Below are 14,929 nucleotides of genomic sequence, written 5' to 3'. Positions count from 1 at the left end.
GACAAGCCAACCCTAGTCGGGAGACCCACGTTTTCAACACCCCCACTCCCACCCGTCCTGCGAAATCCGCACACTGCACGCTCGTAAACAACGAATTTCATCGATCGAACCTTGCGAAACTGTCGAGGTGTCGTGCACAGTGAGGGCGTGGCCAGTCGAAGCACAGAACACAGGGACTCCGCCCGCGAGTCCAGGAGCGGCCCTCCGCAGTTGGACGCCGTCTCCCTCGCCATCATCGAGCAGCTCCAGGAGGACGGCCGCAGGCCCTACGCCGCGATCGGCAAGGCGGTCGGCCTCTCCGAGGCGGCGGTGCGCCAGCGGGTGCAGAAGCTGCTCGACCAGGGCGTGATGCAGATCGTGGCGGTCACCGACCCGCTCACCGTGGGCTTCCGCCGCCAGGCGATGGTCGGGGTGCACGTCGAGGGCGATGTGGACGGCGTCGCGGACGCGCTGAGCGCCATGTCGGAGGTCGAGTACGTGGTGATGACCGCAGGCTCCTTCGACGTCCTCGCCGAGATCGTCTGCGAGGACGACGACCACCTGCTGGACGTGATCAACCGGCGTATCCGGGCCCTGCCCGGCGTCCGCTCCACCGAGAGCTTCGTCTATCTCAAGCTCAAGAAGCAGACCTACATGTGGGGAACCCGATAACCGTGACGCAGAAGGACCTCAGCCGCACCGCGTACGACCACCTGTGGATGCACTTCACCCGCATGTCGTCCTACGAGAACTCGCCCGTCCCCACCATCGTGCGGGGCGAGGGCACCCACGTCTTCGACGACAAGGGCAAGCGCTACCTCGACGGCCTGGCGGGCCTGTTCGTGGTCCAGGCCGGGCACGGCCGGGTCGAGCTGGCCGAGACCGCGCTGAAGCAGGCGCAGGAACTGGCCTTCTTCCCGGTGTGGTCCTACGCCCACCCGAAGGCGATCGAGCTGGCCGAACGGCTGGCCGGCTACGCCCCCGGCGACCTCAACAAGGTCTTCTTCACCACCGGCGGCGGCGAGGCCGTGGAGACCGCGTGGAAGCTGGCCAAGCAGTACTTCAAGCTGGTCGGCAAGCCCGCCAAGCACAAGGTGATATCCCGCTCGCTGGCCTACCACGGCACCCCGCAGGGCGCCCTGTCCATCACCGGCCTGCCCGCGCTGAAGGCGCCCTTCGAGCCGCTGGTGCCGGGCGCGCACAAGGTGGCGAACACCAACATCTACCGCGCCCCGATCCACGGTGAGGACCCGGAGGCGTTCGGCCGCTGGGCCGCCGACCAGATCGAGCAGCAGATCCTCTTCGAGGGCCCGGACACGGTCGCCGCGGTCTTCGTGGAGCCGGTGCAGAACGCCGGCGGCTGCTTCCCGCCGCCGCCCGGCTACTTCCAGCGGGTGCGCGAGATCTGCGACCAGTACGACGTGCTGCTCGTCTCGGACGAGGTCATCTGCGCCTTCGGCCGCCTGGGCACGATGTTCGCCTGCGACAAGTTCGGCTACGTCCCCGACATCATCACCTGCGCCAAGGGCATGACCTCGGGCTACTCCCCGATCGGCGCGACCGTCGTGTCCGACCGGATCGCCGAGCCGTTCTACCGCGGCGACAACGTCTTCCTGCACGGCTACACCTTCGGCGGCCACCCGGTCTCCGCCGCGGTCGGCCTCGCCAACCTCGACCTGTTCGAGCGCGAGGGCCTGAACCAGCACGTCCTGGACAACGAGGGCGCCTTCCTGCGCACCCTGCAGAAGCTGCACGACCTGCCGATCGTCGGCGACGTACGCGGCAACGGCTTCTTCTACGGCATCGAGCTGGTGAAGGACAAGAACACCAAGGAGTCCTTCGACGCCGACGAGATCGAGCGCGTCCTGTACGGCTTCCTCTCCAAGGCCCTGTTCGAGAACGGCCTGTACTGCCGTGCCGACGACCGCGGTGACCCGGTGATCCAGCTGGCCCCGCCGCTGATCGCCAACCAGGAGACGTTCGACGAGATCGAGCAGATCCTGCGCGCGACCCTGACGGAGGCGTGGGCCAAGCTCTGACCCCCGCCGCCCCGGCCCCGGCTCCGCCCGTTCGAGTGAGAACGGCGGCCCGGGGCCGTGTGCTGTACCGCCTCCCCCTCGGTGCCTGCCTAGCGTGCCCAGTGACCGATCGGCCCGGTCTTCGTTCCCCCGAACAGGGCACAGGACACGGGAAAACGGATCAGAACCGAGGTGTACGCCATGGAGGCTCCGCCGGACAACGACGTGCTGTGGGCACGCTCCCTGCACTTCAAGCATCCCGACGGCTCCCCCGGCATCGCCGGCATCTCGCTGGGCGTCCGGGAGAGCGAGATCCTCGCGGTCGGCGGCCCGCGCGGCAGCGGCAAGACGACCCTGCTGCGCTGCCTGTCCGGGCAGGTCCGGGTGGACGGGGGCGAGGTGTGGTTCAACAGCTCCCCCGTGCACACCCTCGGCCCGATGGCCCGCGAGAAGCTGCGCCGCGACCGGTTCGGCTGGATCGACCCGGCCCCGGCGCTCGTGCCGGAGCTGAACGTCTGGGAGAACGCGGCGCTGCCGCTGATGCTGCGCGGCACCGGCCGCCGCCGCGCCAAGGTGGCCGCGATGGAGTGGCTGGAGCGGCTGGACGTGGGTGACAAGTCGCGGAAGCGCCCGCACGAACTGCTCCAGGCGGAGCGGCAGCGCGTCGCCATCGCCCGCGCGCTGGCCCCCGGACCGACCGTGCTGTTCGCCGACGAGCCGACCGCGCCGCTGCACCGCGCCGACCGGGGGCACGTCCTGCGCACGCTGACCACGGCGGCCCGCTCGCACGGCATCACGGTGGTGCTCGCCACCCACGACCCGGAGACGGCGGCGCTCGCCGACCGCTCGGTCTCGCTGCTGGACGGGCGCCGGGTGAAGACCGTGCACCTCCCCGACTCCCCGGACACGGAAGGCCGGGCGGCGTGCTCGCTCTCCGTCTGACCCGCGCGGCCCGGCCCGCCGTCCAGTTGCGCCGCCTGCTGGTGGCGGCCGCCTCGGCGGGCACCGGCTTCCTGCTGCTCGGTTCCCTCGGCTACGCGATGGGCCACCCCCAGACACCGGGCGCGGCCGCGCTGCGCCTGGCCTGGTGCGTGGTGCCGCTCGCCGCGACGGTCTACCTGGCGCTCGCGGTGGCCCGTACCGACCCCGGCACCCGGCCCCGGCCGGGGCTGTCGGCGGTGGGACTCGGGCCGGGCCGGCTGATGGCGGTCTCCGCGCTGACCACGCTGCTCGCCTGCACGCTGGGCTCACTGGTCGCCCTGCTGTTCTTCCTGCACCTGCGCGGCGACCTGTCGGGGCTGCCCATCGACGGGAAGGGCGCGCAGTTCCTCGCGGCCGGCCGGCCGCTTCCGGTACCGGCCGCGCTGACGCTGCTGGCGCTGCTGCCGCTCGCCGCGTCGGCCGCGGTGGCGCTCAGCCTGCGCCCCCGGGACCCGCGCCGGCCCGCCTCGAAGGGCACGGCGTCCATCGGCGCCCGCTGGCACGCCGTCCTGCACAAGGCGGAGGCACCCGCTTCGGCCGAAGCTCCGGTGGAGGCCGGGGCCGAAGGGTGGTCGGACGTACTGACCGTCGCGCCGCCGCCCCGCGAGGCACCGGCGGGCTTTCCCTGGGGTGTCGCCGCGCTGGCGGCGGGCCTCGCCGTGCAGGCGTACGCGAACCGGGCCGCCCCGGCGTCCGTGCTGGCGCTGCCCGTGGAGGGCGCGGCGGTACTGGGCGGCTGGCTGCTCACCGCGCTCGGACTGGTCCTGGCCGCGCCGGGCCTCACCTACCTGTGCGGGCGGGTGCTCCAGTCGGCGCAGCCCGGCGCGCTGCGGCTGCTGGCGGGGCGGGTGCTGATGTCGGAGGCCACCCGGATCGGACGCCCGCTGGGGGTGGTCTGCGCGGTGACGTCGGCGGCGCTCGCCACGACCGCCTTGTACGACCAGCCGGCCGCCGCCTTCGGCCCGTTGTCGACCGTGGCCACCCTGGTGGTCGGCGGCTGCACACTGGCCACGCTGCTGACCGCCGCCGTCGAGACCCGCCAGAACCGCGCCGGCACCACCGCCGCGCTGCTCCGCCTCGGTGCCCCGGCCACCATGCTGCGGGGCTCCGCCGCCCTGCGGGCCGCCGCGCTGATCACCCTGTTCGTCCCGCTCACCCTGCTGATCGCCTACCTGTCGGCACTGCCGCCGACGCGCTGAGGGACGAGCGAAGAAGGAAAGTCCGCGGGCCGCCGATGAGTTTTCCGGCGGCCCGTCGTCTATACCGGCGAACGCAGCTCGCGCACTTGTAGCAGGGGAGAACCGATGTACCAGCAGATGATCTTCGTGAACCTGGTCACCGCCGACGTGCCCGCCACCCGGAAGTTCTACAGCGACCTGGGTTACGGCATCAACGAGCAGTTCAGCACGGACGAAGTGGTCAGCGTGATGATCAGCGACACCATCGTGGCGATGTTCCTCTCGCCGGCGCACTACGCCCAGTTCACCCAGAAGAAGATCGTGGACTCCCGCACCTCCAGCGAGACCCTGCTCTGTCTGAGCGCGGAGAGCCGGGAGAAGGTGGACGAGCTGGTGGAGAAGGCCATCGCGGCGGGCGGCACCGCGCACGGGGCGACGCAGGACCACGGCTTCATGTACGGCCGCGCCTTCGACGACCTGGACGGCCACACCTGGGAGGTCATGTGGATGGACCCCGCCGCGGTCCAGGGCTGATCATGCCCGCATGACACCCGGCCGGATCATCTTTCTCAACGGCACGTCGAGTTCCGGGAAGTCGAGCATCGCGCGCGAGCTGCTCGGTCTCCTGGACGACGGCGTGTACTCCCACCTCTCGGTGGACGCCTTCAACGCGATGCGGGCCCGACGGGAGCTGTCGCAGAAGGAGTTCGATGCCGCGCTGCGCCGGACCCGGCTCGGCTTCCACCGCTCGGTCGCGGCCATGGCGGAGGTGGGTAACGACCTGGTGGTGGACCACGTGCTCAGCGAGCCGTGGCGGCTGACCGACTGCCTGACCGTACTGCGCCCCGAGGACGTGCTCTTCGTGGGCGTCCACTGCCCGCTGGAGGAGCTGGAGCGGCGCGAGCGGGCCCGCGGCGACCGGGAGCCGGGCCTCGCCGCCCTCCAGTACGACCTCGTCCACGCCCACGGCGACTACGACCTGGAGTGCGACACCGGGGCCGAGTCCCCCCGCGCCTGCGCCGAGCGCATCCGCGACTTCCTCCCCCACCGGCCGACCCCGACCGCCTTCACCCGGCTACGGGCCCGGCACCGTGTCGCGTGACGAGGCGGGGCCGGGAGGTGAGGCGGGGCCGCACTAGCATGTGCGGATGCCTCCGATACCCGCCCGGCCCGAAGAGGTCGCCCCGGACCACGAGATCGAGTCGCTGGCGGAGTTCGACGCCGTCGTCGCCGCGCACGGCACCCTCGCGGGGTTCCGCGTGCAGGCCGTCGACCTGACCGGCCGTACGGAGGACCTGCTGAGGCTGGACACCACGGGCGCCGTCTTCCTCGGGTGCCCCATGCACCTCGGCGCGTCCGCGCACCTCACCGCCCGGGGCGCCCTGGTGTTCCCTCCGGTGCCGGGCCTGCCCTTCGACCCGTACCGCGGCTTCGTCTACACCCCCGAGGAGCTGTTCGCCTCGCTGGCCGACGGATACGAGGCGACGCCGGACGCGCTGGCGTACGCGTGGTTCCAGCGGACCAAGTCGGACGGCGACATCCTCGCCTCGATGCTGCGCGCGGTCCACGACGACTCCGTCTCCGACGCGCTGGACGAACTCCTCACCGGCGCACGGGTGGTGGGCGTCATGGGCGGCCACGCGATGGCCCGCGGCACCGAGGAGTACGCGGGCGCGGCCCGGCTCGGCCGCGAACTGGCCCGCGCCGGCTTCACGGTGGCGACCGGAGGCGGTCCGGGCGCGATGGAGGCGGCCAACCTCGGGGCGTACGCGGCACCCTTCGAGGAGGGGATGCTGACCGAGGCCCTGCGGATTCTGGCCAAGGCACCCTCCTTCACCCCGTCCGTGACGGACTGGGCGCGGGCCGCCTTCGAGGTGCGGGAACGCTGGCCGGGCGGGGGCGGGTCGGTGGGCATCCCGACCTGGTTCTACGGGCACGAGCCGCCCAACGCGTTCGCCTCCCACCTCGGCAAGTACTTCGCCAACGCCACGCGTGAGGACGGCCTTCTGGCCCGCTCCAACGCCGGGGTGGTGTTCCTGCCGGGCGCGGCGGGGACGGTGCAGGAGATCTTCGACAACGCCACGCCCAACTACTACGGCTCGCGCGGCAATCCGACGCCCATGGTGCTGGTGGACGAGGAGCACTGGACCGAGAAGCTCCCCACCTGGCCCCTGCTGCGGGCGTTGGCACGGGAACGGCCGATGGAGTCCCGTATCGCCCTGGTTGGCCGGATCGAGCTGGCTTCCGACGCGTTGAAACGTCTCGCCGAGCAATAAGAAGGTAAAGTCAACGCCCGTTGACTGCTTACGCATTGACACGCTTATGGCGCGCTTATAAACCTGTGTGTCTTGTGGGGACGCTGGGGCTCCGCTCCAACTCCCCTTCAACCCCCCGCAGTTCTGCACTCAGCAAAGGACATGACTTGTCCATATCCCGCCGTAACGCGCGCCGCTCCGTGCGCATCCTGGGCCTGGCCTCCGCGTCGGCCGCCCTGGTCCTGGGTGTCTCCGGTCAGGCTCTCGCCTGCAACATCGGCGAGTTCAAGGCCGAGGCCACGTGCAAGGGTGAGAAGGGCCAGATCACCGTCACCGACCGCGACTTCTCCGGCCAGAAGGCCACCGTCTCGGTGTTCCTGGAGAACAACGGCGCCGACGAGAAGAAGATCGGCGAGCAGGTGGTGACCGGCACCAAGGAGGGCGCCACGATCGTCTTCGACGAGGACTGGGCGCCCGGCGCGGTCTACCGCGTCAACGTCAACGTGCCCCGCTTCATCGACAACAAGAACATCGAGCCCAACCTGACGGCTCCGGCGACCGCGTGCAAGAAGGAGGAGTCCCCCTCCCCCACCACGCCCGCCTCCGAGTCCGCCGCTCCGTCCGCGTCGGCCCCGGCCGAGGGCAGCGCCGCCCCGTCCGCGAGCGAGAGCAGCGCCGCCGCTCCGGCGTCCGAGGCTCCGAGCAACGCGCCGTCCGCGGCGATCGGTGACTCGAACCTCGCCGAGACCGGTGCGAACTCCAACACCGGCCTGATCGCCGGTGTCGCCGGTGCCCTCGTCGTCGTCGGCGGTGGCGCGGTGTACTTCGGCATGCGCCGCCGTGGCGCGAAGACCGGCAGCTGACGTCTTCGCCCACCCAGCACGACAGCGGCCCGTCCCCCTCTCGTACGGGGGCGGGCCGCTGCCTTGTGCGCGGGTCAGCCGAGGACGACGGTCTCCGCCGCGTCGAACTCCACCCCGACCTCGGCGCCGGTCCCGGGCGCGTCGCGCAGCGGGCAGGCCGCCTCCAGGTGCGGGCCGCCGTCGCGGGGCTGGAGCCGGAGCGCCACATGGGTGCCCTTGAAGGTGCGGGCGGTCACCGTGCAGGCGAGTCCCTCCCCGACGCCCACGAGCCGCACCCCGGCGGGCCGGACCAGCAGCTCACCGGCGCCCTGCGGTGACCCCTCGGGCACGGGCAGCTTGCCCCAGGGGGTGTCGGCGGCCGCCCCGGTCACACGCGCCGGTACCACGTTCTCGAAGCCGAGGAAGCGGGCCACGAACGCGTCGGCCGGCCTGCGCCACACCTCCAGCGGGGTCCCGGACTGCGCGATCCCCCCGTCCCGCATCACCACCACCCGGTCGGCCAGCGCGAACGCCTCGCCCTGATCGTGGGTGACGGCGAGCACGGTGGTGCCGAGCCGGCTGAAGAGCTCCCGGAGTTCGACCACCAGCCGCTCCCGCAGCGAGCGGTCCAACTGCCCGAGCGGCTCGTCCAGCATCAGCAGCCTCGGCCGGGGCGCGAGCGCCCGCGCGAGGGCGACCCGCTGCTGCTCCCCGCCCGACAGCCCGGCCACCGCCCGCCGGGCCGCGCCGGGCAGCCCGACCAGCTCCAGCAACTCCCTTACCCGCGACTCCCGTTGTTCCTTGGGCATGCCGTGCATGCGGAGCCCGAAGGCGACGTTGCCGCCCACGTCCCGCTGCGGGAAGAGCTGGTGGTCCTGGAACATCAGCCCGACCCCGCGCCGGTGCGCGGGCACCCCCGTCTGGTCCCGCCCGTCGAGCAGCACCCGCCCCGAGGACAGGGGCTGGAGGCCGGCCACGCTCCGCAGCAGCGTCGACTTGCCGCTGCCGCTGGGCCCGAGCACGCACACCACCTCGTGCTCGGCGACACCGAGGTTCACCGCATCGAGCACCGGCCGCCCGCCGAGACGGACGGTCGCCTCCTTCAGGCTCAGCAGCATCAGAACTCCCCCGTCCGGTCGGTGCGCAGCCGCTCCAGCAGGAGCAGCGCGGCCGCGCAGACCACCATGAGAATCGTGGAAAGGGCCATCGCCTGGCCATAGTTCAGCTCCCCCGGCCGGCTCAGCAGCCGGGCCACCGCGACCGGCAGCGTGGGGTTGTCCGGCCGGGCGATGAACACGGTCGCCCCGAACTCGCCGAGCGACACCGCGAACGCGAACCCCGCCGCGATCAGCAACGCCCGCCGCACCAGCGGAAGATCGACCTCCCGCCACACCCGCCAGGGCGACGCCCCGAGCACCGCCGCCGCCTCCCTGAGCCGGGTGTCCACCGCCCGCAGCACCGGCAGCATGGTCCGTACGACGAAGGGGGCGCCGACCAGCGCCTGGGCGAGCGGGACCAGGAACCAGGACTGGCGCAGGTCCAGCGGCGGCTCGTCCAGCGCGATCAGGAAGCCGAAGCCGACCGTCACGGCGGAGACGCCGAGCGGCAGCATCAACAGCGCGTCGAACCCGCGCATCAGCCGGCCCGCGTCCCTGCGGGCCAGTGCCGCGGCGGCCAGGGCACCGACCACCAGGGCGATACCGGTGGCGGCGACCGCGTACTCCAGCGAGGTCCACACCGCGTGCAGCGGCGCCACCAGGAACGTACCGCCGTCGGCGTCGGTCAGTGCCCGGTAGTAGCCGAGGCCCGGCGCGTCCAGCGAGCGGCGCACCAGCACGCCGAGCGGCAGCACCAGCAGCACCGCGACGGTGGCGAGCACCCCGCCGAGCAGCGCCCACTGGCCGGCGCCGCGCGGACGGCGGGCGGTGCCGGAGGCGTCGACCAGGCGCAGCGCGGTCTCCCGGCGCCGTACCGTCCAGGCGTGCACGGCGAGGATCGCGCCCACCGCGGCGAACTGCACCAGGGTGAGGACGGCGGCCGTGGTCAGGTCGAAGACCTCGGAGGTCTGGCGGTAGATCTCCACCTCCAGGGTGGAGAAGGTGGGCCCGCCGAGGATCTGGACCACGCCGAAGGAGGTGAAGGTGAACAGGAAGACCATCAGCGCGGCGGCGGCCACCGCGGGGGCCAGCGCGGGCAGGGTCACCTGGCGCCAGGCGCGCAGCGGGGAGGCGCCGAGCATCCGGGCGGCCTCCTCCTGCCGGGGGTCGAGCTGTCCCCAGAGCCCGCCGACGGTGCGGACCACGACGGCGTAGTTGAAGAAGACGTGCGCGAGGAGGATCGCCCACACCGTGGTGTCCAGGCGGACGCCCCACAGCTCGTCCAGCAGTCCGCCGTGGCCGACCAGGGCGAGGAACGCGGTGCCGACGACCACCGTGGGCAGCACGAACGGCACGGTGACCACGGCCCGCAGCGCCTGCTTGCCGGGGAACTCCAGCCGGGCGAAGACCCAGGCGGCGGGCAGCGCGATCAGCAGGGTCAGCGCGGTGGAGGCGAGGGCCTGCCAGGTGGTGAACCAGAGCACGTGCCGGATGTCGGAGCGGCCCAGCACCTCGGCGAACCGCCCGAGGTGCCAGGTGCCGTCGGCCTTGAGCCCGCGCGCCGTGATCGCGGCGACGGGCCAGGCGAAGAACAGCGCGAAGAACGCGACGGGCAGGGCCATGAGCCCCAGCCGCGCCGCGCTCCCGCGGCCTCGCCGTCCGGCTGCTCGCGCTACTTCAGAACGAGTGACGTCCACGAGCTGACCCACTGGTCGCGGTTGGCGGCGATCTTCCGGGGCGCCATGGTCGCCGGGTTCTTGACGGCGGGCCCGTACTCGGTGAACTCGGCGGGCACCTTCGCGTCCTTGATCACGGGGTACACGAACATGTTCAGCGGCATGTCCTGCTGGAACTGCTTCGACAGCAGGAAGTCGAGGAACGCCTTGCCGCCCGCGGGGTTCTTCGCGTGGTCCAGCAGGCCGGCGAACTCGACCTGCCGGAAGCAGGTGCCGTCCGAGACACCCGTCGGGGCGGTCTTCGGCTTCTTCTTGGCGTAGATCACCTCGGCGGGCGGCGAGGAGGCGTACGACACGACGAGCGGCCGGTCGCCGCCCGCCTTCCTGCCCTCGGAGGAGCCGGAGAACTCCTGGTAGTACGCCTGCTCCCAGCCGTCGACGACCTTGACGCCGTTGGCCTTCAGCTTCTTCCAGTACCCCTCCCAGCCCTTGTCGCCGTATCCGGCCGCGCTGCCGAGCAGGAAGCCGAGGCCGGGCGAGGAGGTGGCGGCGTTCTCGGTGACCAGGAGGTTCTTGTATTTCGGGTCCGCGAGGTCGGCGAAGGTGCGCGGCGGCTTCAGCTTGTGCTCGGTGAAGTAGGCCTTGTCGTAGTTGACGCAGATGTCGCCTTGGTCGACCGGGGTGACGCGGTGCCCCGCCGCGTCGAGCTGGAAGGCGGGGTCGACCTGCCCGAGGCCCTTGGCGGCGTACGGCTGGAAGAGGCCGTTGTCGAGGGCGCGGGAGAGCAGGGTGTTGTCGACGCCGAAGAAGACGTCGCCCTGCGGGTTGTCCTTGGTGAGGATCGCCTTGTTGACGGCCTGCCCGGCGTCGCCGTCCTTGAGGACGCGCACTTTGTAGCCGGACTGCTTCTCGAAGTCCGCGATCACGTTCTTCGACGCGGCCCACGAGTCGTGGCTGACGAGGGTCACGGTCTTGGTGTCCGCGGCCCCCTTGGTGTCGGCGGACCCGCACGCGGAGAGCGTGAGCAGGCCGAGGCCGGCCGCCGCGGCCACGAAGGTCTTGGTGTGCACTGGTGGTCCTCCTGGGTGGGCCAGGAAGAGACGCGGCCCTGCCCGGACTCCGCGCGGGAGGCCGGGCAGGGCACAACAGCTTGAGTGATGACCGAACTTCCTACCCAGAATGACCTGGGCGAGGTTCAGAGGGTCTGCGGCCTGGTTGCCGCACTCTCAGCGCTGTGGCGCTCCCCTGTCGGAATATGCAGATGTATGACTGGTATGACGTTGTACTGACCGGCCCAGGTTACCGCTCGGTGGCCGCGAGCTGGCCACACGCCCCGTCGATCTCCTGACCGCGGGTGTCCCGGACGGTCACCGGCACGCCGTGCGCGGCGATGGCCTCCACGAACGCCTTCTCGTCCTCGGGACGGGAGGCGGTCCACTTGGAGCCGGGGGTGGGGTTGAGCGGGATCAGGTTGACGTGCACGGGCCTGCCCTTGAGCATCCGGCCGAGCCGGTCACCGCGCCACGCCTGGTCGTTGATGTCCCGGATCAGGGCGTACTCGATGGACAGCCGGCGGCCGGACTTCTCCGCGTACTCGAACCCGGCGTCCAGCACCTCGCGCACCTTCCACCGCGTGTTCACGGGGACGAGGGTGTCGCGCAGCTCGTCGTCGGGGGCGTGCAGCGAGATCGCCAGCCGGCACTTGAAGCCCTCGTCGGCGAAGCGGTGGATGGCGGGGACGAGGCCGACGGTCGACACGGTGATACCGCGCTGGGACAGCCCGAGGCCGTCGGGGGCGGGGTCGGTGAGCGCCCGGATGGCCCCCACGACCCGCTTGTAGTTGGCGAGCGGCTCGCCCATGCCCATGAAGACGATGTTGGAGAGCCGCGCGGGGCCGCCGGGCACCTCGCCGTCCCTCAGCGCCCGCATGCCGTCCACGATCTGGTGCACGATCTCGGCGGTGGACAGGTTCCGGTCGAGGCCCGCCTGCCCGGTCGCGCAGAACGGGCAGTTCATCCCGCACCCGGCCTGGCTGCTGATGCACATGGTGACCCGGTCCGGGTACCGCATCAGCACCGACTCCACGAGCGTGCCGTCGAACAGCCGCCACAGCGTCTTACGGGTGGTGCCCTGGTCCGTGGCCAGATGCCGGACCACCGACATCAGCTCCGGGAACAGCGCCTCCCGCAGCTTCTCCCGCGAGCCGGCCGGGATGTCCGTCCACTGCTCGGGGTCGTGCGCGTACCGCGCGAAGTAGTGCTGCGAGAGCTGCTTGGCACGAAACGGCTTCTCCCCCGCCTCCGCGACAGCGTCCTTCCGCTCGGCGGGCGAAAGATCAGCGAGATGCCGCGGCGGCTTCTTGGCTCCGCGGGGGGCAACGAAAGTGAGTTCTCCGGGCTTGGGCATGGTGGTACCAGTGTCTCAGATCGACTCGGGGTGCCCAGGCCGGAGCGGGGTGGGGGTGGTCACCCGTGGGTGGCGTCTGTCGGCGTTGGACGGCCTCGGACGGCCCAGGAATGCGTGCTGCAGGAACGAGACGATCTCTCCGGAGGGGTGCGAGTGGACATGCTGGAGCTGATGGAGTGGCTGGCCGAGCGCGGAGTCACGACCGTCTTCAAGGTCGACGGTGACCGCATGATTGAACGGCGGACGGCCTGGATGGTCATTGTCAGCGGTGGGCCACTCGGCGAGGATTCGTTCTTCCGTGCCGACCTGGCCACGGCAGACGCATGCCTTGACTCGTTGCTCGCCCATCTGGAGAGCAAGGGACTGTCGCCGTTCACATGATCAGGATGTTCCCAGAAGCTGTTGCTGCCGCTCGCAGTTCCGGCGATTCGGGCCTCCCGAGCGATCCTGTGCTGTACCGCACGGTCGCTGACCACCACTCCAGCCCTTGAATCAGCGGTGGTGCAGCCCGCGTTCCACCTTGCGGGGTTCCCTGAGCGATCCGGTAGCACTACGGCGCCGCTCGTGAACTGGGGGACACAGATCAGCGCGGTTATCGGCGCCATGCTGGGCATCGGCGCTACCCTGCTTGTCGATCGCGTGCGGTACCGCCGTGATCATGCGAGTCGTGTCCAGGATTTACGACGAGATCTCTACACCAATACCTCACGGCCCTGACCGAGAGTTCGTCTTCCCTACGACTGATCATCCTGCGGGAGACTGACCCGACTGTTCGCTACCAGGCTGCTTTGGATGCCTTTCGAGACTCCTCGGTGCTCACGCGGCGCTATGAGATCAATCTGCAGGCACCGCCAGCAGTCAAGGAGAAGTCGGATCGCGTGTACCGACTCTTGCGTCAGTGGCGAGATCTGCTCGATACGAGGCCGGACCTCTCCCTGGCCTCTGTGGAATACATCGAAGCTCTTGATCAGTTCCACGAAGCGCGTACGGACCTCCAGGCCGTAATGCGTGAAAGTCTCTGATATGGGGCGCCATTGACCCGGAGTCAGTGGAGTCTGACTGGGGCCGGCTGGTGGGGCGTCGTTCATGCGTTGCCGACCGTGCCCGCCCCGAACGGAGGCTGTGAACTCTGGCCTCATCCCTATCAGGTCGATCACAGGGGATCGGCGACGTCGGTCAACCGGTCCTGCGCCTGTGCCGGTCGTCCACTGAGGTCCGGCACCGATCGCTGCTGTTGGCGCTTGTTGGTGTCAGCCGCTGGTGTCAGCCGTTGCACGCAGGCTTGACAGCGCCTGCGGCTCTACTCCTCGGCGGAAAGAACCACGTCAGCAGCACGCGCGTACCCCTTCGGATCGTCCACTGCCACCCGCACTCGCCACCGTTGCGGTCCCCCGATGTACTTGACGAATCGGCTCTCTCCGAGCACATCCCCGATCACGAACCGCCGGTCTGCCAAGTAGAGCGATCCGTCAAAGACCGTGGTGAACGACGGATCAGGGGCAATCCCCTCGCCATAGTCCTGGAACAGCCGCACCTTGATCAGAACAGTCTGTGCTCGTACACGGACAATGACATGAGTATCGGAAGACGCGGCGGGGACGCCCCCCAACTCCAGGTCGTCACGAATCCAGTCTGGGGACCCCAAGGCCATGATCGGATGATTGACGTACAAGTCCACTCCCGCTATCTGCACGGGTCCCACCCTTCTGTCAGCCTTGAGCCTGCCGTCATACTCGCGTACACCCGGCACCCAACCCGCACCCCACCACCTATCCCAGCTCCCATCCCGTCCGCCGTCGACCCACACACCGTGGAGCGGGCGTGGTTCATGGCGCGGGCCGAAGGCAGGAGCGGCGCCCGCAGCGGAGCAGAAAGCGCGCCCGGCGGGAGCGGAGCGCAGCCGGCTTGACGTCCGCCCCGTGAAGGCGTTCGGCGACGGCTCCGACATCACCGAACCTCAGATGGGCCGAAGGTCTAGGCCCGCCTCCTCTTCACCGACACCGCAAGCGGACTCGTCTGGCGCAGCAACTTCAACATCCAGGAGTGGAAGCCCGCACTCGCGGCGGCTGGCTTGATCCCGGAAGCCGGGACGGACGGCAAGCACCAGTCCGCTCGTGAGCACGGCATGCATGCCCTGAGGCACTTCTACGCCTCGGTGCTCCTGGACGCCGACGAGAGCACCAAGGCCGTGAGCGAGTACCTGGGCCACTCCGACCCAGGGTTGACCCTGCGGGTGTACGTGCATCTGATGCCGAGCAGCCAGGAACGCACCCGCAAAGCTGTGGACGCCGTACTTCTCGCCGACCCGCCACGAACGGTCTAAGACCGGGTCCTAGGTGGTCGCGTCACCGGCCCCGCATCCGCCAGCACCGTCACCCGAATGGCCCAACACGATATGCCACCCACATGGGTGAATATCAGGCTGATTGGTGTCCCAACAGAGATAATCTGTGAAAGGCGAACCAAATGCGCATTCGACGAAGCCTCGCCGCCGTCA

Annotated in this window: 14 protein-coding genes, 1 pseudogene and 1 riboswitch; of the genes and pseudogenes, 10 read left to right on the top strand and 5 right to left on the bottom strand. The window is 70.3% G+C overall.

Annotated elements, in window-relative coordinates:
• Nucleotides 1-132: 132 nt before the first annotated feature.
• From EV284_RS11155 to EV284_RS11120, 8 genes are all read left to right on the top strand, one after another.
• The gene (locus tag EV284_RS11155) at nucleotides 133-651 is read left to right on the top strand and encodes an Lrp/AsnC family transcriptional regulator (RefSeq protein WP_165425502.1); all 519 of its coding nucleotides are present in this window, start codon (nucleotides 133-135) and stop codon (nucleotides 649-651) included.
• A gap of 2 nt (nucleotides 652-653) precedes the next feature.
• Nucleotides 654-2,018 (top strand): aspartate aminotransferase family protein, encoded by a 1,365-nt coding sequence (locus EV284_RS11150; RefSeq protein ID WP_130332755.1) that lies wholly within the window; start codon nucleotides 654-656, stop codon nucleotides 2,016-2,018.
• Nucleotides 2,019-2,198: 180 nt separating this feature from the next.
• Complete coding sequence (locus EV284_RS11145; protein WP_130332753.1) at nucleotides 2,199-2,939, top strand: ATP-binding cassette domain-containing protein; 741 nt, start codon at nucleotides 2,199-2,201, stop codon at nucleotides 2,937-2,939.
• On the top strand, nucleotides 2,921-4,177 hold the full coding sequence (locus tag EV284_RS11140; RefSeq protein ID WP_130332751.1) for a hypothetical protein: 1,257 nt from the start codon (nucleotides 2,921-2,923) through the stop codon (nucleotides 4,175-4,177). Before EV284_RS11145 ends, EV284_RS11140 begins: the two co-directional genes overlap by 19 nt.
• 105 nt (nucleotides 4,178-4,282) lie before the next feature.
• A complete protein-coding gene (locus tag EV284_RS11135) occupies nucleotides 4,283-4,690 on the top strand; it encodes a VOC family protein (RefSeq protein WP_130332749.1) in 408 nt (135 codons plus the stop codon).
• A gap of 10 nt (nucleotides 4,691-4,700) precedes the next feature.
• Complete coding sequence (locus EV284_RS11130; RefSeq protein WP_130332747.1) at nucleotides 4,701-5,258, top strand: AAA family ATPase; 558 nt, start codon at nucleotides 4,701-4,703, stop codon at nucleotides 5,256-5,258.
• A 46-nt stretch (nucleotides 5,259-5,304) separates the two neighbouring features.
• On the top strand, nucleotides 5,305-6,432 hold the full coding sequence (locus tag EV284_RS11125) for an LOG family protein (protein WP_130332745.1): 1,128 nt from the start codon (nucleotides 5,305-5,307) through the stop codon (nucleotides 6,430-6,432).
• 146 nt (nucleotides 6,433-6,578) lie between these two features.
• Complete coding sequence (locus EV284_RS11120) at nucleotides 6,579-7,274, top strand: LAETG motif-containing sortase-dependent surface protein (RefSeq protein WP_165425501.1); 696 nt, start codon at nucleotides 6,579-6,581, stop codon at nucleotides 7,272-7,274.
• A 74-nt stretch (nucleotides 7,275-7,348) separates the two neighbouring features.
• Here EV284_RS11120 and EV284_RS11115 read toward each other — a convergent pair whose 3' ends face one another.
• The 4 genes from EV284_RS11115 to rlmN all read right to left on the bottom strand — a co-directional run bounded on the left by EV284_RS11115 (nucleotide 7,349) and on the right by rlmN (nucleotide 12,432).
• Nucleotides 7,349-8,371, bottom strand: a complete 1,023-nt coding sequence (locus tag EV284_RS11115; RefSeq protein ID WP_130332743.1) for an ABC transporter ATP-binding protein — start codon at nucleotides 8,369-8,371, stop codon at nucleotides 7,349-7,351.
• Nucleotides 8,371-9,972, bottom strand: coding sequence for an iron ABC transporter permease (locus EV284_RS11110; protein WP_130332741.1), 1,602 nt, complete (start codon nucleotides 9,970-9,972; stop codon nucleotides 8,371-8,373). Before EV284_RS11110 ends, EV284_RS11115 begins: the two co-directional genes overlap by 1 nt.
• Before the next feature lie 50 nt (nucleotides 9,973-10,022).
• The gene (locus EV284_RS11105) at nucleotides 10,023-11,096 is read right to left on the bottom strand and encodes a thiamine ABC transporter substrate-binding protein (protein ID WP_130332739.1); all 1,074 of its coding nucleotides are present in this window, start codon (nucleotides 11,094-11,096) and stop codon (nucleotides 10,023-10,025) included.
• Nucleotides 11,097-11,175: 79 nt separating this feature from the next.
• Nucleotides 11,176-11,283, bottom strand: a riboswitch (TPP riboswitch).
• Between the two features lie 42 nt (nucleotides 11,284-11,325).
• Complete coding sequence (gene rlmN, locus EV284_RS11100; RefSeq protein ID WP_086693790.1) at nucleotides 11,326-12,432, bottom strand: 23S rRNA (adenine(2503)-C(2))-methyltransferase RlmN; 1,107 nt, start codon at nucleotides 12,430-12,432, stop codon at nucleotides 11,326-11,328.
• Nucleotides 12,433-12,591: 159 nt separating this feature from the next.
• Between rlmN and EV284_RS11095 the strand changes: the two genes are divergently transcribed.
• Nucleotides 12,592-12,813, top strand: coding sequence for a hypothetical protein (locus EV284_RS11095; protein ID WP_130332737.1), 222 nt, complete (start codon nucleotides 12,592-12,594; stop codon nucleotides 12,811-12,813).
• Nucleotides 12,814-13,732: 919 nt separating this feature from the next.
• Here the strand turns inward: EV284_RS11095 and EV284_RS11090 are convergent.
• On the bottom strand, nucleotides 13,733-14,110 hold the full coding sequence (locus EV284_RS11090; RefSeq protein ID WP_242625637.1) for a hypothetical protein: 378 nt from the start codon (nucleotides 14,108-14,110) through the stop codon (nucleotides 13,733-13,735).
• A 282-nt stretch (nucleotides 14,111-14,392) separates the two neighbouring features.
• Between EV284_RS11090 and EV284_RS11085 the strand changes: the two are divergent.
• A pseudogene (locus EV284_RS11085) lies at nucleotides 14,393-14,755 on the top strand (tyrosine-type recombinase/integrase); the annotation flags it as partial.
• Between the last annotated feature and the right edge of the window lie 174 nt (nucleotides 14,756-14,929).

Source organism: Streptomyces sp. BK022, from assembly GCF_004217355.1.
GTDB lineage: Bacteria > Actinomycetota > Actinomycetes > Streptomycetales > Streptomycetaceae > Streptomyces > Streptomyces griseoluteus.
This window is presented reverse-complemented; position numbering and strand designations above follow the sequence as displayed.

Excerpts from the sequence above, each read along its gene's own strand:
- EV284_RS11145 (WP_130332753.1), top strand. The coding sequence starts at position 2,199 with ATGGAGGCTCCGCCGGACAACGACGTGCTGTGGGCACGCTCCCTGCAC.
- EV284_RS11135 (WP_130332749.1), top strand. The coding sequence starts at position 4,283 with ATGTACCAGCAGATGATCTTCGTGAACCTGGTCACCGCCGACGTGCCC.
- EV284_RS11130 (WP_130332747.1), top strand. The coding sequence starts at position 4,701 with ATGACACCCGGCCGGATCATCTTTCTCAACGGCACGTCGAGTTCCGGG.
- EV284_RS11125 (WP_130332745.1), top strand. The coding sequence starts at position 5,305 with ATGCCTCCGATACCCGCCCGGCCCGAAGAGGTCGCCCCGGACCACGAG.
- EV284_RS11115 (WP_130332743.1), bottom strand. The coding sequence starts at position 8,371 with ATGCTGCTGAGCCTGAAGGAGGCGACCGTCCGTCTCGGCGGGCGGCCG.
- EV284_RS11110 (WP_130332741.1), bottom strand. The coding sequence starts at position 9,972 with ATGGCCCTGCCCGTCGCGTTCTTCGCGCTGTTCTTCGCCTGGCCCGTC.
- rlmN (WP_086693790.1), bottom strand. The coding sequence starts at position 12,432 with ATGCCCAAGCCCGGAGAACTCACTTTCGTTGCCCCCCGCGGAGCCAAG.
- EV284_RS11095 (WP_130332737.1), top strand. The coding sequence starts at position 12,592 with ATGCTGGAGCTGATGGAGTGGCTGGCCGAGCGCGGAGTCACGACCGTC.